General features: G+C 66.2%; 19 protein-coding genes. 8 read left to right on the plus strand and 11 right to left on the minus strand.

The features are described from left to right. Positions 1-44: 44 nt before the first annotated feature. Positions 45-494, minus strand: a complete 450-nt coding sequence (gene queF, locus ACZL02_RS01325) for a preQ(1) synthase (protein ID WP_472938396.1) — start codon at positions 492-494, stop codon at positions 45-47. A gap of 67 nt (positions 495-561) precedes the next feature. Then, positions 562-1,197: a TerC family protein gene (locus ACZL02_RS01330; protein ID WP_472938398.1), complete on the minus strand. Its 636-nt coding sequence runs from the start codon at positions 1,195-1,197 to the stop codon at positions 562-564. Positions 1,198-1,388: 191 nt separating this feature from the next. On the opposite strand from ACZL02_RS01330, the gene ACZL02_RS01335 reads away from it, so the two are divergent. The 6 genes from ACZL02_RS01335 (at position 1,389) to ACZL02_RS01360 (ending at position 8,370) form a co-directional block, all read left to right on the plus strand. After that, positions 1,389-2,270 (plus strand): LysR family transcriptional regulator, encoded by an 882-nt coding sequence (locus ACZL02_RS01335; RefSeq protein WP_472938399.1) that lies wholly within the window; start codon positions 1,389-1,391, stop codon positions 2,268-2,270. 98 nt (positions 2,271-2,368) lie between these two features. Further along, positions 2,369-2,842: a formate dehydrogenase subunit gamma gene (locus ACZL02_RS01340; RefSeq protein WP_472938400.1), complete on the plus strand. Its 474-nt coding sequence runs from the start codon at positions 2,369-2,371 to the stop codon at positions 2,840-2,842. After that, positions 2,839-4,392, plus strand: a complete 1,554-nt coding sequence (locus ACZL02_RS01345; RefSeq protein WP_472938401.1) for a formate dehydrogenase beta subunit — start codon at positions 2,839-2,841, stop codon at positions 4,390-4,392. The genes ACZL02_RS01340 and ACZL02_RS01345 overlap by 4 nt, the downstream gene beginning before the upstream one ends. Positions 4,393-4,441: 49 nt before the next feature. Then, a complete protein-coding gene (gene fdhF, locus ACZL02_RS01350) occupies positions 4,442-7,288 on the plus strand; it encodes a formate dehydrogenase subunit alpha (protein ID WP_472938402.1) in 2,847 nt (948 codons plus the stop codon). Between the two features lies 1 nt (position 7,289). Then, positions 7,290-8,135 (plus strand): formate dehydrogenase accessory sulfurtransferase FdhD, encoded by an 846-nt coding sequence (gene fdhD / locus ACZL02_RS01355; protein ID WP_472938403.1) that lies wholly within the window; start codon positions 7,290-7,292, stop codon positions 8,133-8,135. Further along, a complete protein-coding gene (locus tag ACZL02_RS01360) occupies positions 8,125-8,370 on the plus strand; it encodes a formate dehydrogenase subunit delta (RefSeq protein ID WP_472938404.1) in 246 nt (81 codons plus the stop codon). Before fdhD ends, ACZL02_RS01360 begins: the two co-directional genes overlap by 11 nt. Before the next feature lie 202 nt (positions 8,371-8,572). Here ACZL02_RS01360 and ACZL02_RS01365 read toward each other — a convergent pair whose 3' ends face one another. From ACZL02_RS01365 to gph, 7 genes are all read right to left on the minus strand, one after another. Then, a complete protein-coding gene (locus ACZL02_RS01365; protein WP_472938405.1) occupies positions 8,573-8,824 on the minus strand; it encodes a helix-turn-helix domain-containing protein in 252 nt (83 codons plus the stop codon). A gap of 92 nt (positions 8,825-8,916) precedes the next feature. Next, positions 8,917-9,105 (minus strand): hypothetical protein, encoded by a 189-nt coding sequence (locus ACZL02_RS01370; RefSeq protein ID WP_472938406.1) that lies wholly within the window; start codon positions 9,103-9,105, stop codon positions 8,917-8,919. After that, positions 9,102-9,803: an acyl-homoserine-lactone synthase gene (locus tag ACZL02_RS01375; protein ID WP_472938407.1), complete on the minus strand. Its 702-nt coding sequence runs from the start codon at positions 9,801-9,803 to the stop codon at positions 9,102-9,104. The genes ACZL02_RS01370 and ACZL02_RS01375 overlap by 4 nt, the downstream gene beginning before the upstream one ends. 295 nt (positions 9,804-10,098) lie before the next feature. Beyond that, positions 10,099-10,821: a helix-turn-helix transcriptional regulator gene (locus ACZL02_RS01380; RefSeq protein WP_472938408.1), complete on the minus strand. Its 723-nt coding sequence runs from the start codon at positions 10,819-10,821 to the stop codon at positions 10,099-10,101. A 277-nt stretch (positions 10,822-11,098) separates the two neighbouring features. Further along, entirely contained in the window at positions 11,099-11,341 is a 243-nt protein-coding gene (locus tag ACZL02_RS01385; protein WP_472938409.1) for a DUF2188 domain-containing protein, read from the minus strand. 119 nt (positions 11,342-11,460) lie between these two features. Further along, complete coding sequence (locus ACZL02_RS01390) at positions 11,461-12,165, minus strand: HAD-IA family hydrolase (protein WP_472938410.1); 705 nt, start codon at positions 12,163-12,165, stop codon at positions 11,461-11,463. Next, positions 12,162-12,869, minus strand: coding sequence for a phosphoglycolate phosphatase (gene gph, locus ACZL02_RS01395; protein ID WP_472938411.1), 708 nt, complete (start codon positions 12,867-12,869; stop codon positions 12,162-12,164). The genes ACZL02_RS01390 and gph overlap by 4 nt, the downstream gene beginning before the upstream one ends. Positions 12,870-13,040: 171 nt before the next feature. Between gph and ACZL02_RS01400 the strand changes: the two genes are divergently transcribed. After that, on the plus strand, positions 13,041-13,877 hold the full coding sequence (locus ACZL02_RS01400) for a transglutaminase-like domain-containing protein (RefSeq protein WP_472938412.1): 837 nt from the start codon (positions 13,041-13,043) through the stop codon (positions 13,875-13,877). Between the two features lie 30 nt (positions 13,878-13,907). Here ACZL02_RS01400 and ACZL02_RS01405 read toward each other — a convergent pair whose 3' ends face one another. Beyond that, entirely contained in the window at positions 13,908-14,423 is a 516-nt protein-coding gene (locus ACZL02_RS01405; protein WP_472938413.1) for a MaoC family dehydratase, read from the minus strand. A gap of 2 nt (positions 14,424-14,425) precedes the next feature. After that, positions 14,426-15,244 (minus strand): SDR family oxidoreductase, encoded by an 819-nt coding sequence (locus ACZL02_RS01410; protein ID WP_472938414.1) that lies wholly within the window; start codon positions 15,242-15,244, stop codon positions 14,426-14,428. Between the two features lie 126 nt (positions 15,245-15,370). Here ACZL02_RS01410 and ACZL02_RS01415 point away from each other — a divergent pair, with 126 nt between their 5' ends. Continuing rightward, positions 15,371-16,093 carry a TetR/AcrR family transcriptional regulator gene (locus tag ACZL02_RS01415; protein ID WP_472938415.1) on the plus strand — a complete coding sequence of 241 codons (723 nt, stop codon included), beginning with the start codon at positions 15,371-15,373 and terminating at the stop codon, positions 16,091-16,093. Positions 16,094-16,174: the final 81 nt, after the last annotated feature.

The raw sequence follows: 16,174 nt of genomic DNA on the forward strand, positions 1-16,174 counted from the left end.
TGCCGGCGCTCCGATCAACGTCCGCTGTGCGGCTGACGCGCGGTTTATCCGCGGCCGCGGTAGGTCGGCACGCCCTGGTCCGGCAGGAACACGCCCTCCGGCGGGGCGCCGGTCTGCCAGAACACGTCGATCGGGATGCCGCCGCGCGGATACCAGTAGCCACCGATCCGCAGCCAGAGCGGCTGCGTCACTTCGACGATGCGCCGTGCTACCTCGACCGTGCAGGATTCGTGGAAGGCGCCATGGTTGCGGAAGCTGGTCAGGAAGAGCTTCAGCGACTTTGATTCGACGAGCCTTTCGTCCGGCGCATAGTCGATGACGAGGTGGGCGAAATCCGGCTGGCCGGTGACCGGGCACAGCGAGGTGAACTCCGGGCAGGTGAAGCGCACGATGGTCGGCGGCCCGTCGATCCGCTCGTAGGGCACGGTCTCGAGAATGGCTTCGTCGGGAGAGGCGGCGGGACGGGCATCCGCGCCGAGCTGGGAGAGGGTCATGTCGGGACTTTCACGTGACAGTTCAGTGCGGCGGGGCCCGTCAGGGCAATGTCAGGGGCTGCCCCCGTCAGTTCGGCAGGGGGAGAGCCGGCAGGATACCGGCCTCGGCCACCTCGTGATAGCCGTTCCAGATCATCTGCAGGGCGACGAAGACGATCACCGCGAGGCCGAGCCAGGCGATGATGCGGTAGCGGTGCAGCAGCCGGGCGATCAGCGTGGCGGCCGCGCCCATCAGGATGACGGAGATCAGCAGGCCGACGATCAGCACCTCGGCATGGTCGCGCGCCGCCCCGGCGACGGCGAGGACGTTGTCGAGCGACATCGAGAGGTCGGCGAGGATGATCTGGAACAGTGCCTGCTTGAACGTCTTGCGGGGCTTGCTGGCATCGACGGTCAGGGCGTCGGGGTCCTGGTTGCCTTCGCGGATCTCGCGGAACATCTTGTAGCAGACGTAGAGCAGCAGCAGGCCGCCCGCGAGCGTCAGCCCGACGATGGCGAGCAGTTGCACCGCAACGAGCGCCAGCGCGATGCGCAGCACCACGGCGCCGGCAATGCCCCAGAAGATGACGCGGGAGCGGATCGACGGATCGACGCCGGCTGCCGCCATGCCGACGACGATAGCGTTGTCGCCGGCCAGTGCCACGTCGATCAGCAGCACCTGGAGAAGCGCCGCGAACTCGGCTGCCCAGAATGATTCGGTCATGTGGTCTCGCTATGGAGAAGGGGTGGTCGTCAAACAGTAGGAGCCGGAGCGGGACACCCTGCGCGATGCGCGGGCGGCCAACAAGCTTCTGCGCCCGCACGCCTTTCTAACGTCCTGAAATGCCATGGGGAAGCCTTGGCTGACGTTTGCAGTGCCATGACCGCGGCTGCCTCCGAATGCTAGGGTGCGGCATGATCGACAAACTCGAATACTTCATCGCCCTGGCCGCCGAGCGCCATTTCGGCCGCGCCGCCGAGCGGCTCGGGGTGACGCAGCCGACGCTGTCGGCCGGCATCAAGCAGCTGGAGGAGCAGCTCGGCGTGACGCTCGCCAACCGCGGTTCGCGCTTCCAGGGCATCACCGACGAGGGCGAGCGGGTGCTGGTCTGGGCGCGGCGGATCGTCGAGGACGTCAGGACCATGCAGGAGGAACTGCGGGCCATGCGCTCCGGCATCTCCGGCCATCTCCGGATCGCCGTCATTCCGACGGCACTGGCGGTGGTCTCGCGGCTGACGACGCCGTTCTTCGAGAAGCATCCGGGCGTCACCTTCGAGATCGTCTCGCGCACCTCGAGCGAGATCATCACCGGCATCGAGAATTTCGAGATCGACCTCGGCATCACCTATCTCGAGGACGACAGGCTCGATCGCATCGACTGCCAGCCGCTCTATGCCGAGCGCTACTGCCTGGTGACGACAACGGGCAATGCGTTCGCCGACCAGGCCAGCGTCACCTGGGCGGAAGCCGCGTCGATACCCCTGTGCCTCCTGTCGAACACGATGCAGAACCGCAAGATCCTCAACCGGCTGCTCGGCGATGCCGGCGTTCCCTTCGCCACCGTCCTCGAATCCAATTCGATGATCGCGCTGATTGCGCATGTGCGCACCGGCAAGTTCGCAACGATCATGCCGTTCCGCTCGGCCGAGATCCTCGGCCTTGCCGAACCGGTGCGGGCGATCCCGATCGGAACGCCCGATGTCAGCTACTCCATCGGCCTCGTTGCCGCCCGCCGCGATCCCCGTCCACCACTGCTGGCGGCCTTCTGGGACGAGGCTGGCGGAGTATCCATCTGACGATAGAGAAATCCTATCGAGGAACGGCGTTCCACCATTGATTTTGCAGTAAGAAAAGCTTTTCCTGTTTGAAACCGTTCTAAGGGAGGCGACGACCGGTGACCTATCATGCGGCGTTCAGCGCCGAGGACTGCAGCGAGATCATCAACGAGCTGAAAAGCCTGGAGGGGCCGCTGCTGCCGATACTCCACGCCCTTCAGGAACGCTACGGCCATGTCGACGAGGCAATGGTCCGGCTGATTTCCGCGGGCCTGAACCTCTCGCGCGCCGAGGTCTACGGCGTCCTCTCCTTCTACCATGACTACCGCCAGGAACCGCACGGCCGGCACGTGCTGAAGGTCTGCCGCGCCGAGGCCTGCCAGTCGAAGGGCAGCGATGCTCTCGCCGCGTCGATCGAGGCGGCGCTCGGCATCAAGTTCGGCGAGACCACCGGTGACCGCCAGGTGACGCTCGAGGCGGTCTACTGCCTCGGTCTCTGCGCCACCGCCCCGTCTGCCATGCTCGACGGTCGGCTGATCGGCCGCCTGTCGCAGAAGAAGGTCGACGCCATCGTCGACGAGGTACGCCTATGACCCGGGTTTTCGTTCCGCTGGACTCCTTCGCCGTCGCCTGCGGTGCCGACGAGATCGCCGAGGAACTGGCGCTGGCCGCCTCGCGCGGCGGTCACGACGTCGCGATCACCCGCAATGGCTCGCGCGGCATGGCCTGGCTGGAGCCGATGCTGGAGGTCGAGACCGATGAGGGTCGCATCGCCTATGGCCCGATCGAGCCGGGCGAGATCGCCGAACTCCTGTCCGCAGGCTTCCTCACCGGCGGTGCGCACGCCAAGCGGCTCGGCCCGACCGACAAGATCCCCTTCCTCGCCAAGCAGATCCGCCTGACCTTCAAGCGCTGCGGCATCACCGATCCGCTGTCGCTCGACGATTACCGCGCCCATGGCGGGTTCGACGGCCTCACCCGCGCACTGGCGATGACGCCCCAGGCGATCGTCCAGGAAGTGACCGATTCCGGCCTGCGCGGCCGCGGCGGCGCAGGCTTTCCGACCGGCATCAAGTGGAAGACGGTGCTGGAGGCCGAGGACGAGCGGAAGTACATCGTCGTCAATGCCGACGAAGGCGACAGCGGCACCTTCGCCGACCGGATGATCATGGAAGGCGACCCGTTCTGCCTGATCGAGGGGATGGCGATCGCCGGTCTCGCGACCAAGGCGACCAAGGGCTACATCTACACCCGCTCTGAATATCCAATCGCCATTCGCGTCGTCGAGGCTGCTATCGCCAAGGCTTATGAGGCCGGCATCATCGGCGCGTCGGTGATGGGTTCGGGCCACGCCTTCGACATTGAGATGCGCGTCGGCGCCGGCGCCTATGTCTGCGGCGAGGAGACGGCGCTGCTGGAGAGCCTCGAGGGCAAGCGCGGCCAGGTCCGCGCCAAGCCGCCGCTGCCGGCGCACAAGGGCCTGTTCGGCAAGCCGACGGTGATCAACAACATCATCTCGATCACCTCGGTCCCGGTGATCATGGCCGAGGGTGCCGAGCAGTACAAGAATTTCGGCATCGGCCGTTCGCGCGGCACGATCCCGATCCAGATCGGCGGCAATGCGAAATACGGCGGCGTCTACGAGACGGCCTTCGGCCTGACGCTCGGCGAGATCGTCGACGGCATCGCCGGCGGCACCGCCTCGGGCCGTCCGGTGCGGGCCGTGCAGGTGGGCGGGCCGCTCGGCGCCTATTTCCCGCGCGAGCTGTTCGACACGCCGTTCGACTACGAGGCGTTCGCCGCGCGCGATGGGCTGATCGGCCATGCCGGCATCGTCGTCTTCGACGACAGCGTCGACATGCTGAAGCAGGCGCGGTTCGCCTTCGAGTTCTGCGCCGTCGAATCCTGCGGCAAATGCACGCCTTGCCGGATCGGCGCGGTTCGCGGCCGCGAGACCATGGACAAGATCATCGAAGGCCAGAACCCGGCGGACAACCTGACGCTGGTCGAAGACCTCTGCAATACCATGAAGTTCGGTTCGCTCTGCGCGCTCGGCGGCTTTACGCCCTATCCGGTGATGAGCGCCATCACCCATTTCCCCGAAGATTTCCACGGGACCCCGATGCGCGAGGCGGCGGAATGACCGCCCTTCGCCCGACCATCGCGTTTTCCGGATCGACAGGAGCCCGGCCATGAGCCTCGTCCACGAAATCGACTACGGTACCCCGAAATCCAAGGCGGAGAAGGAGGTCTCCGTCACCATCGACGGCTTCGAGATCAAGGTGTTGGAAGGCACGTCGATCATGCGGGCGGCGATGGATGCCGGCATCCAGGTGCCGAAACTCTGCGCCACCGACATGCTGGACTCGTTCGGCTCCTGCCGCGTTTGCGTCGTCGAGATCCAGGGCCGCAACGGCACGCCGGCCTCCTGCACGACGCCGGTGATGGAGGGCATGAAGGTCTCCACCCAGACCGAGCGCCTGAAGCGCATCCGCAAGGGCGTGATGGAGCTCTACATCTCCGACCACCCGCTGGACTGCCTGACCTGCGCAGCCAATGGCGACTGCGAGCTGCAGGACATGGCCGGCGCCGTCGGCCTGCGCGACGTGCGCTATGGCTATGAGGGCGAGAACCATCTGAAGAAGGAGAAGGACCAGTCCAACCCCTACTTCCAGTTCGATCCCGCGAAATGCATCGTCTGCTCGCGCTGCGTTCGCGCCTGCGAGGAGGTGCAAGGCACTTTCGCGCTGACGATCGAGGGCAGGGGCTTCGGCAGCCAGGTCTCCGCCGGCCTGATGTCGGACAATTTCTTCTCCTCCGAATGCGTCTCCTGCGGCGCCTGCGTACAGGCTTGCCCGACGGCGACGCTCGAAGAGAAGTCGGTGATCCAGATCGGCCTGCCCGAGCACTCGGTCGTGACGACCTGCGCCTATTGCGGCGTCGGCTGCTCGTTCAAGGCGGAGATGCGCGGCGAGGAACTGGTCCGCATGGTTCCCTCCAAGGACGGCAAGGCCAACCGGGGCCATAGCTGCGTCAAGGGTCGCTTCGCCGTCGGCTACGCCACGCACAAGGACCGCATCCTGAAGCCGATGATCCGCCCGACCTACAAGGACGAGTGGCAGGAAGTCTCGTGGGACGAGGCACTGACGTTTGCCGCGACCAAGATCAAGGACATCCAGCGCCGCTACGGCCGCGGCTCCGTCGGCGCCATTTCGTCGTCGCGCTGCACCAATGAGGAAGTCTACCTCGTCCAGAAACTGGTCCGGGCAGGCTTCGGCAACAACAACATCGACACCTGCGCCCGCGTTTGCCATTCGCCGACCGGCTACGGCCTGTCGACCACGTTCGGCACCTCTGCCGGCACGCAGGACTTCGACAGCGTCGAGGACAGCGACGTCATCCTGGTGATCGGCGCCAACCCGACCGACGGTCATCCGGTCTTCGCGTCGCGGATGAAGAAGCGCCTGCGCGAGGGCGCCAAGCTCATCGTCATCGACCCGCGCCGCATCGACCTCGTGCGCACCCCGCACATCGAGGCCGAGTATCATCTGCCGCTGAAGCCCGGCACCAACGTCGCGATGATGACGGCGATCGCCCATGTCATCGTCACGGAAGGCCTGATGGCCGAGGCGTTCATCCGCGAGCGTTGCGACTGGGACGAGTTCCAGGAGTGGGCGTCCTTCGTCGCCGAGGACCGGCACTCGCCGGAAGCCGTCGCCGGCGTCACCGGCGTCGACGCCGAGCTGGTGCGCCAGGCGGCGCGGCTCTACGCCACCGGCGGCAATGGCGCGATCTACTACGGCCTCGGCGTCACCGAGCACAGCCAGGGCTCGACGACGGTCATGTCGATCGCCAACCTTGCCATGGCCACCGGCAACATCGGCCGGCGTGGCGTCGGCGTGAACCCGCTGCGCGGCCAGAACAACGTGCAGGGCGCCTGCGACATGGGCTCGTTCCCGCACGAGTTCACCGGCTACCGCCACGTCTCCAGCGACGAGGTGCGCGAGACCTTCGAGAGCCTGTGGAAGGTGAAGATCGACCACGAGCCCGGCCTGCGCATCCCCAACATGTTCGACGCCGCCGTCGACGGCACGTTCAAGGGCCTCTACGTCCAGGGCGAGGACATCCTGCAGTCCGATCCCGACACCAAGCACGTCTCGGCCGGTCTCGACGCGCTGGAGCTCCTGATCGTCCAGGACCTCTTCCTGAACGAGACGGCGAACTACGCCAACGTCTTCCTGCCCGGTTCGTCCTTCCTCGAAAAGGACGGCACCTTCACCAATGCCGAGCGCCGCATCAACCGCGTGCGCAAGGTAATGTCGCCCAAGGCCGGCTATGCCGACTGGGAGGTGACGCAGCTGCTCGCGCAGGCGATCGGCATGGAGATGAACTACACCCATCCGAGCCAGATCATGGACGAGATCGCCTCGGTGACCCCGACCTTCAAGAACGTCAGCTACGCGCTGCTGGAGGAGAAGGGCTCGGTGCAGTGGCCCTGCAATGAGGACCATCCCGAGGGCACGCCGACGATGCACATCGGCGAGTTCATGCGCGGCAAGGGCAAGTTCGTCATCACCGAATATGTCGCGACCGACGAGCGCACCGGGCCGCGTTTCCCGCTGCTGCTGACGACAGGACGCATCTTGTCGCAGTACAACGTGGGCGCCCAGACGCGGCGCACCGACAACGTCGTCTGGCACGATCAGGATCTCCTGGAGATCCACCCGCACGATGCCGAGATGCGCGGCGTGCGCGATGGCGACTGGGTGAAGCTCGACAGCCGTGCCGGTTCGACGTCGCTGCGGGCCAAGGTCACGGACCGCGTTGCCGTCGGCGTTGTCTATACGACCTTCCACCACCCGATGACGCAGGTGAACGTCATCACCACCGACTTCTCGGACTGGGCGACCAATTGCCCGGAATACAAGGTGACCGCGGTGCAGATCTCGCCGTCCAACGGTCCGACCGAGTGGCAGGAGGAATACCGCGAGCTGACCGAGGAAAGCCGCCGCATCGCCGTGCTCGACGCGGCGGAATAAGATGGCTCCGACAATCCCCGCGGCGTCCGCGCCGCGGGTGGCCACCATCTCGTACCGGGGCGGCGCGTTCGTCTCTTGCGAGCGGGCTGTGCCGGCCGAGGTTGCGGTCGCCATCTCGATCGACGGATCGACCCATGCGGTGATGATGGCGACGCCGGATCACGTTGAGGAACTCGGCCTCGGCCTCGCGCTAAACGAGCGGATCGTGACTTCCCGCGCCGAGATCGAGCACATCGAGGTCGTCGAGACCGAACTCGGCCTCGATTGCCAGATCCGCCTGTCGGACGCGCGCGGCGCGACCTACACCGCCCGGCGTCGGCAGATGACGGGGCCTGTCGGCTGCGGCCTCTGCGGCGTCGAATCGCTGGAACTCGCTGCACCCGCTTTGCCGGTGGTGACCGCCGATATGGCCTTTCAGCCGGCCGCCATTGTCGCCGGGATGGAAGCGATGGCACGGCTGCAGACGCTCGGGCGCGAGACCCGGGCCGTCCATGCCGCAGCGTTCCATGACGCCTCCGGCCAGACGGTGACGCGAGAGGACGTCGGGCGCCACAATGCGCTGGACAAGGTTGCCGGCGCACTGGCGCTGGCCGGCGTAAACCCCGCCGAGGGCTTCCTCACCATCACCAGCCGCGTCTCGGTCGAACTGATCCAGAAGGCTGCGATCATGGGCGTCGGGCTGATCGCCGCGGTCTCGGTGCCCACCGCGCTGGCGATCCGCGAAGCGCAAGCCGCCGGCGTGACGCTCGTTGCGGTCGCCCGCGGCGACGAGTTCGAGATCTTCACCCATCCCATCCGTGTTTCCGGCGCCAGCGCCGCAGCCCCGAGAGCCAGCCATGCAGCGTGACAAACTCATCCACATGGCGAACCAGATCGCCGCCTTCTGCGAGACCAATCCGCGCGGCGCCCGCCAGACCGCGGATGTCGCCGATCACATCAACAAGTTCTGGGAGCCGCGCATGCGGCGCAAGCTGCTAGAGCGGCTTGAAGGCGGAGAGACCGAGGGCGTTCACCCGCTGGTGCTGGACGCCGTTTCCCATATCCGCCGCCCACCGCCGATCGAGATCCTGCCGGAGGCATAAGGCCCGAGGGCTCTTGAGCAGGACGACGGGCGGAGGCGCCAGCCTCCGTACCTAAGCCAACAGTGGGGACGCCAGTCCCTCAGTGCGCTGGTGGAGGCCGAGCCGGCTTTGTCGCTGAGATCGGTCAGCCGACCGATCGTTACTCCGTCGCTTCGGCAAGATGGGCAGAGGGGCGGGTGGGCTCAGAAACCGCGAGACCGTTTCAATCCGCTGAGCGGTCGGGGCAGGGATCGACCTGCTCCAGGCCTTCGAAGAACCATCCGGGCGCAACCGAGAACTGGACCGCGATCCAGTAGAGCCGGCTGGCGCTGATGCGGTTGGCGCCGGTCTCATATTTCTGGATCTGCTGGTAGCTCACGCCAATGCGCTCGCCCAGCTCCTCCTGCGTCTGGTTGCACAGGATCCGCATGTATCTGACGCGGCGTCCCACATGAACATCGATGACATCAGGCACTACGCGCAAAGGGCCTTACCTCCGAGGACTTCACCCTCAGGTAAACCGCTTTCGTCCCAGACTCAACGCCAATTTGCGGACACGCTTTCGAATTAGTTGTGTGGCATGGCGGATAACAACTCAGTCTGCATGACCTGGGCTTTTTCTGCAGCCGCAGGTAGGCCCAGACGCCGGGCTTCTCGCGCGATGTATGCGGAGAAATGCACGAGCGCCGCAACGTCGGCAGCGTAGCGATCGTCGTCGTTGTCGGCGATCTGGCAATGGTTCTTCGAGCGGTTCATGACAAGACTTTCGGGAGCCCGTCGATCGTCGATCTGACGGGCGGTTGGAGCGAAATGCGGGACTGCGTGCGATCGGTCACAAAGTCGCGATGGGGGCCGAGTTGAAGGATCTGGTCGCCCTCGACACCTGCAGTGCGACGGGCCGTTGAGAGGGCGTGCGGCGTCACATCGAACATCGCCGCGATGCAGGACTGGCCGTTGACGTCCTGCGGCAGCCCTAGCGGCGAGACCTGCCAGCCGAAATCGGTCCAGCGCGGCAGCCAGTAGGTTTCCTGGATGCCGCCGAGCCGCGAGACGCCTGCATCGAGGCAGTACTCCATGACGGCGCAGCACATCGCACCGGCGACGCCCCGGTAACTGCGGTCGCGCGAGGCCGGGACGACGAACATGCGGGTCCATTCGGCCTCCGTCGGACCACACGGCATCGGTTTGGCGACGAGATGGGGAAACACCTCCCCGAGAAGGGTCGGTGTCGAGAACGGACGCAACCGGCTGCCCGCAACAAATTCCGTATCGCGGAAGGCGAGCAGATAGGTCGCGTCGTCAGTATCGAACTGGTCGGTCTCGAGACCAGTCGGCTTCGGCGGCATCCAGTGTTTCTCCTCGACATAGATGCGGTGACGCCACTGGAAGAAAACCTCCATCGCATCCTCGTAAGCGGTCCGGTTGGCGGCAGTCACAACATGCACTTGCAGCATTGACACCTCCCAAGTTGGGAGGAGCTTAGTGAGTGCCTGACATCGGTCCCATCCGCGCAACGGAGGGGATTGACGCCGCGGCAGAGCGGTCTCGGCGGGCATCGCCACTCGCCGTTTTCGGCAGTGAACACAGCGCCTTACATCTGTAAGTTGGCTATCTAACTACTCAGCCTTCTCTGGCGGGAGGGGTGATGTAAGTCCCTTTCGAAGCTGTCCGCCTGCGGTCCTCAGCTCGGACGGGCAATCAGGATTTGGAACCGATGAATGCTTGGCGCGGGGCGATCGTGCCCCGGTGTCAGGGTCGGATTTCGCCGCGGCGGATTCCCTCGGAAACGGCATGCGCGAGCGTTGCGACATCGAGCTTGGCGCGAATGCTGCTGAAGTAGCCGCGGACGGTGTGATGGCCGAGGCCGAGAATAACCGAGATGTCCCAGCTCGACTTGCCGGCGGCAGCCCAAGTGAGGCACTCGCGTTCGCGCTTCGACAGGACCGGCTTGGCGTCACGGGGCGGATCCAGCAATTGGCGAACCGCATCTGCCGCGAAGATGCCCATGAGCTGCAGCGCGGAGAGATCGCGCGGCGAGGCGCTCGAGGTTTCCGACGATGCGAAGGCGACCGCCGTCTGCCAGTGCCGGGCGGAGTACATCGGCACCACGTAGCCATCGACAAAGCCGTTCTCACGCGCCTCGCCGTTGACCTGAAGGGCGCCTTTGGACTGCGCCAGCGGTGCCGGAACGTCTCGCCAAAGATACGGGCGCGTGGTCTTCAGCGACCATTGCGCAACGCCGTCGATGGCGAAGTAGTTGGACTCGGTATAGCGGTCGTACCACTCTTCCGGCCAAGCATTGATCATGACCAGCGGCGCGAGATCCTCCATTTTCATGGGCAAGCCGGTGATAAGGAAATGCTCGAAGCCGAGCGCAGCGCTCTCGGCTTGAAGATTGGCCAGAATCTCCTTCGGGTCCGTCAGTTCCCGGGTCTTATCGATGAATTCGAACGCTGCCAGCTCGACGCACATTGCGAAAGGGGCTCCAGTACATACCGTGATGGCGCCGGCAGGCGGAACCATCCCTCATGACGTAGGGTCAAAACAGACTCTTTTGAAAGTAGGTTGGTATGTGGCACGCAAAATAATTACGAGCCAGCCGCATTTGACGAATTCACGGCAAAATTGCGGCTGCAGGGGGCGCCGGGCGCGTTTGAGCGCGTTGGTTACGGTGCGAAGCGTTTTCGATTGGCGAAACAAGTGGCTGTCGTGCCGCGGGCAGGAAGCCCGCCCACGGCACTCGCCACTCTCAGTTGTCGGTGACGTGGGTCTGCGGACGGTCGGTGCCGTCGGCGACCTCTTCATGCCACTTGCCGGCCTTGTCCTGGTAGACGATGCCGTCGGTCTCGCCGAAGAGGCCCTGGCGGGCAGCCGCGTCCTTCGCCGCCTCAAGGGCGTGGTCGTGCGTCGGGAAGGTTTCGGAGAATACGTCGTCGACCTTGTAGGCCCAGCCACCGTCGTGCTGCACGATCTTGTAGTCCAGTTCGCTCATGGTCTGCTTCCTCTTTTCAATGCAGCGGATCGGCTGACCGCCGCTGCTTCTCCTGCCTGGAAAACGTGCGGGTCCGCAGCACGTTCCCGCCGCGGGAATGTCTGTCTCCGGACCCCAGTCTAGTCTGTTCCGGGGCCGGCGTCCTTTCCGAGAAGCGCAAATACCGGCGCCGGGTCGGTCAGGTCGTCCAGTACCAGATCGGCATCGGTGAAATCCTCGTCGCGCGTGTAGATCGCTGGCGTGACGATGCAGCGCAAGCCCGCCGCCTTAGCGGCACGCAGGCCGTTGCTGGAATCCTCGAAGGCGAGGCAGGCGGAGGCCGGCAGGCCCAGCTCGCGCAACGCCAGTTCGTAGATGTCGGGCGCCGGCTTCTTGGCCGGCACCATGTCGCCGCAGGCGATCACCTCGAAGATGCCGTTCTCGCCCGGAAACACCGCTTGCAGCAGCGCATCGACGTTGTCGCGGCTGGTGGTGGTGGCGATCGCCAGCCGCACGCCGCGGCGCCGAGCCTCGGCGATCAGGGCGGCGACGCCGGGCTTCAGGGCAAGGGCGCCGTCCTTTACCGCTTGGGTATAGACCTCGGTCTTCGAGCGGTGCAGGTGCTCGACCAGTTCGTCGAGCGGCGTTTCCGGCGTGATCTCCTCCTCGTCGACGAAGACGCGCATCCGCTCCTTGCCGCCGGAGACCTTCAGCAGCTCCTTGTAGCGGTAGGTATCCCAGTGCCAGGAGAGGTTCGCCTTGCCGAAAGCTTCGTTGAAGGCGTCGCGGTGAAGCTCCTCGCTCTCCACCAGCGTACCGTCGACGTCGAAGATGAAGGCGGTCATGCCGGGGGCCCGGATGCTCCGGCCTGTGCGGCCAGCGTCTCCAGCGCACCCGGCAGATCGTCGAGGCGGGCGATGACGAGGTCAGCCCCGAGCCCGTCGGCGTCGACCTTGGTGTAGCCGCCCCGCACCGCCACGACCAGCATGCCAGCGGCCTTCGCGGCCATGACGTCGTTCTCGCTGTCGCCGACGAAGACGGCCTCCGACGGTTCGATCGAGAGCAGCTGGCAGGCGTGCAGGATGAGGCCCGGCGCCGGCTTGGTCGCCGGTCCCGCATCGCCGCCGACGACGACGTCCATCAGGTCGGCGAGGCCGAAATGGGTCAGGATGTCGTGCGTCTCGGCGCCGGGCTTGTTGGTGACGACGCCCACCTTGACGCCGTCGGCGGAGAGATCACGCGTGGTGTCGCTGGCGCCGGAGTTCAGCGTCGTCAGCTCGGTCGAGCGCGGGGTGTAGATCGAGCGGAAGCGCTCGACGATCCGCTCGCGCGTCGCCGGGTCGAGGTCCTTGCCGAGCCCGGCATAGGCGCGCTCGATCAGCTTGTGCACGCCGGCACCGATCATGCCGGTCACCGCCTCCAGCGTGTAGGGCGGCTCGCCATAGCTCTCCAGCGTCTGATTGAGCGCGGCGTGCAGATCCGGCGCGGAATCGATCAGCGTTCCGTCGAGGTCGAACAGCACGGCTTTCGGCCAGGTTGAAGGGGGCATGGGGCGAAATCCTTTCCATGGGCGCGCCTTCATCCGCGCGCCACACCGGCCGGTGAAACTGCCGGCGGATCGCTTGCCGGCCCAGGGCCATCTTTACACGATTGCGCGCTGCACCTAAGGCCGTCAATGTCATCGCGATGCTGCACTGCCCTCGAACGCCGGAACTATCCCATGAAATTCAAGGTCGGCTGCTATCTCGCCTACGAGGCGCACGAGCGGTGTCTATTCACCTTCAACGTCCAGGCTTTCGAGACCGAGAATCAGCGGGTGATCGAAGAGAAGCTGACGGTTTCGCCGTCGTCGGTCCTCGAGCACTACGTCATGCCTGAAACCGGCAATCGCTGCGTCCGCTTCGAGGCGGGGCCCGGCCCGCTGTCGGTGCGCTACGACGCGCTGGTCGAACTCAGCCCGCTGCGCGCCACCGCGACGCCGATCCGCGAGGTCGACATCGAGAAGCTGCCGCCCTCGGTGCTCGCCTACCTTTATCCCAGCCGCTATTGCGAGGCGGACCGGCTGGCGCATTTCGCCAATGTCGAGTTCGGCGCGATGGACCGCGGGCATGACCGCGTCACCGGCATCTGCAACTGGATCTACGCCCATCTCGGCTATGTCGCGGGCTCCAGCGACGAGCACACCTCGGCGCTCGACAGCCTGGTCGACCGCGCCGGCGTCTGCCGCGACTTCGCCCATCTCGGCGTTGCGCTTTGCCGCGCGCTCGGCATTCCCGCCCGCTACGTCAGCGTCTACGCCTGGCGCCTGCAGCCACCGGATTTCCACGCGGTGTTCGAGGCCTATCTCGGCGGCCGCTGGTACCTGTTCGATCCGACCCGGCAGGCGGCGATCGAGGGCCTGGTGCGCATCGGCGTCGGCCGGGACGCGGCCGAGGTCGCCTTCTCCAACTATACCGGCATGGTCTCGCCGACCGATATGTCGGTGCGGATCGAGGCGCTCGACGGGCCCGACTGGTACGTGCCGACGACGGATGCGATCAGCGTGTCCGCCGTCTGAACCGGGCATCAGCCTCGGGTGTCCTCGGCGTCAGTCGGCGGCGTCCGGGTCGAGCACCGCGAGCGTGATCCAGTGCGCGACAAGCGCCGGCTTCAGCGCGCCTTCGATCTCGACGGTGGCGCTCCAGGCCGACTGCACGGAGACCGCGCGCTCGGTCAGCCCGACCAGCTGGAACTTCCCCCGCACCCTGGCGCCGGATTTGACCGGGTTCATGAAGCGGACGCGGTCGAAGCCATAATTGATGCCCATGCGCGTCTTGCGCACACCCGGCAGCGCGCCGAAGGCGAGGACCGACAACAGCGACAGGGTGAGAAACCCGTGCGCGATGGTGCCGCCGAACGGCGTCTCCGCCAGCGCGCGCGCGGGGTCGACGTGGATGAACTGGTGGTCGAGCGTCGCATCGGCGAAGGTGTCGATCATCGACTGGTCGACCGTCAGCCAGTCCGAGACGAACTCCTCGCCGTCGACGAGGGCCCGGTAGTCCTCCAGCGGGATCAGCTTGCTGCGGATGGCCTCGGCCTCTGCGGCCCGTTCTGCTTCTGACAAGTTCAGCTTTCCTCGAACAATCCGCGCCCGGTCTGGACGCCGAGCCCGCCGTCGAGCGGCAGGATCGCACCGGTCATATACGCGCCCGAGCGCCCACAAAGAAACAGCACGAGCGCTGCGATGTCGTCCGGTGTGCCGAGCCGGCCGAGCGGCACGTTGCCGCCGACGGCCGCGGCTTTTTCGGCGGTGCCGGTGGCGAAGGCCGTCATCCGGCTCTGGAAGACGCCGGGGGCGATGGCGTTGACGGTGATGGCGCGGCCGGCGAGTTCCTTGGCAAGAATCTTCGTCAGGTGATGCACGGCCGCCTTCGAGGCGGCATAGGAATAGGCGCCGTCGCCGAGCGGGGCGGCGCCCATGACGGAGCCGATGTTGACGATGCGGGCCGGATCGCCGGCGGAGGCCGACGCCTCCAGCTGCGGCAGCAGGCGCTGCGTCAGGGTGAAGAGGCCGGCGACGTTGACGTCCATGACCTTCGCCCAGGCGGCATGCGGAAAGGCGCCGAGCGGCGAGCCCCAGGAAACGCCGGCATTGTTGACGAGGATGTCGAGCCGGTCGCTTGCAGCGCCGACCGCTTCGGCGAGGGCGTCGACACCGGCCTCGGTCGCGACGTCGCCAGCTAGCGCCTCGACGTGACCGGGAAGGCCGGCGGCGTTGATCTCGGCGGCAGCGGCCTCGCAGACCTCACGCTTGCGCGAGGCTATCAGCACCCGCGCGCCCGCCGCGGCAAGGCCCTCGGCGATCATCCGGCCGATGCCGGTGCCGCCACCGGTGACGAGGGCGGTCTTGCCCTCGACCGAAAAAAGTCGCTGGAGGATCTGCATCCGCGTCTCCCTTGCCCCTCATCGCCGTCGCGCGACAGCTCGTAAAGGCTGGGGCGGCCTTTCCGAAATTGACAGCATACCGCTCCGTATGTCCAGCTGGAGAAGCTGACATCAGGAGCACGCGCGATGGCGGATCAACCGGCTTCTCCCCCTGGCCCCGGCGGCAGCCGGCAGCTTATGCGCTCTGCGCGGCACAGTCGCTTTGCCGAGGGCCGGCGCGAGACGGTCAGCGATACCGGGGCGGTCTCGCGCGACGCGCTTCTCACGGCCGCGGCGTCGGCGTTCCGCGAGGAAGGTTTCGAGCGGACGTCGATCGATGCCCTGGCGCGCCGGATGGGCGCGACGAAGGGCCTCGTCTACCACCACTACCGGTCCAAGGACGATCTGTACGGCGACGTCTGCCGGCGCGGGTTCGCCCTGGCTCTTGCGGCGGTCGCGCCCGAGGCGAGCGCACGCGACCGGGCTTTCAGCCGGCTGCGCCGGATGATCGAGGCGCATGTCCGCATGGTGCTGGAACACCCGGCCGTGCATCAGGCGATGCTGCATGGCTATCGCGGGCGGGGCGGTACTCTGGCCGGTAGTTCAGCGGTGACGGCGGAACTGGACGCCGAGCGCGCCCGCTATGCCGTGCTGTTCGGCGAGACGCTGGCGGCGGCGGTCGCCGAGGGTGACCTCGTCTCGCCGATCCCCGCTCCGGTGTCGATCGGCGCGCTGATGGCCGTGATCGATGCGCCCGTGTTCTGGCCGGCGAACGACACCGGCGCACCGAACGATATCGCCCGCGAGCTCGCTTTGTTCGCACTGCGCGGGGCAGGGGCGGGGGCTGGCCTGATCGAGGAGGAGTTCTGACAAGCCGAGATGCCGTGTCGACGGCGCCTGGCGTCAGCGGGTGTCGTGTTCGTTGAAACTGTGATGGCTGAGCGCTCGTCC

The organism is Mesocryomonas fontinalis, assembly GCF_055730125.2.

Excerpts from the sequence above, each read along its gene's own strand:
- queF (WP_472938396.1), bottom strand. The coding sequence starts at position 494 with ATGACCCTCTCCCAGCTCGGCGCGGATGCCCGTCCCGCCGCCTCTCCC.
- ACZL02_RS01330 (WP_472938398.1), bottom strand. The coding sequence starts at position 1,197 with ATGACCGAATCATTCTGGGCAGCCGAGTTCGCGGCGCTTCTCCAGGTG.
- ACZL02_RS01335 (WP_472938399.1), top strand. The coding sequence starts at position 1,389 with ATGATCGACAAACTCGAATACTTCATCGCCCTGGCCGCCGAGCGCCAT.
- ACZL02_RS01345 (WP_472938401.1), top strand. The coding sequence starts at position 2,839 with ATGACCCGGGTTTTCGTTCCGCTGGACTCCTTCGCCGTCGCCTGCGGT.
- fdhF (WP_472938402.1), top strand. The coding sequence starts at position 4,442 with ATGAGCCTCGTCCACGAAATCGACTACGGTACCCCGAAATCCAAGGCG.
- fdhD (WP_472938403.1), top strand. The coding sequence starts at position 7,290 with ATGGCTCCGACAATCCCCGCGGCGTCCGCGCCGCGGGTGGCCACCATC.
- ACZL02_RS01360 (WP_472938404.1), top strand. The coding sequence starts at position 8,125 with ATGCAGCGTGACAAACTCATCCACATGGCGAACCAGATCGCCGCCTTC.
- ACZL02_RS01370 (WP_472938406.1), bottom strand. The coding sequence starts at position 9,105 with ATGAACCGCTCGAAGAACCATTGCCAGATCGCCGACAACGACGACGAT.
- ACZL02_RS01375 (WP_472938407.1), bottom strand. The coding sequence starts at position 9,803 with ATGCTGCAAGTGCATGTTGTGACTGCCGCCAACCGGACCGCTTACGAG.
- ACZL02_RS01380 (WP_472938408.1), bottom strand. The coding sequence starts at position 10,821 with ATGTGCGTCGAGCTGGCAGCGTTCGAATTCATCGATAAGACCCGGGAA.
- ACZL02_RS01385 (WP_472938409.1), bottom strand. The coding sequence starts at position 11,341 with ATGAGCGAACTGGACTACAAGATCGTGCAGCACGACGGTGGCTGGGCC.
- ACZL02_RS01390 (WP_472938410.1), bottom strand. The coding sequence starts at position 12,165 with ATGACCGCCTTCATCTTCGACGTCGACGGTACGCTGGTGGAGAGCGAG.
- gph (WP_472938411.1), bottom strand. The coding sequence starts at position 12,869 with ATGCCCCCTTCAACCTGGCCGAAAGCCGTGCTGTTCGACCTCGACGGA.
- ACZL02_RS01400 (WP_472938412.1), top strand. The coding sequence starts at position 13,041 with ATGAAATTCAAGGTCGGCTGCTATCTCGCCTACGAGGCGCACGAGCGG.
- ACZL02_RS01410 (WP_472938414.1), bottom strand. The coding sequence starts at position 15,244 with ATGCAGATCCTCCAGCGACTTTTTTCGGTCGAGGGCAAGACCGCCCTC.
- ACZL02_RS01415 (WP_472938415.1), top strand. The coding sequence starts at position 15,371 with ATGGCGGATCAACCGGCTTCTCCCCCTGGCCCCGGCGGCAGCCGGCAG.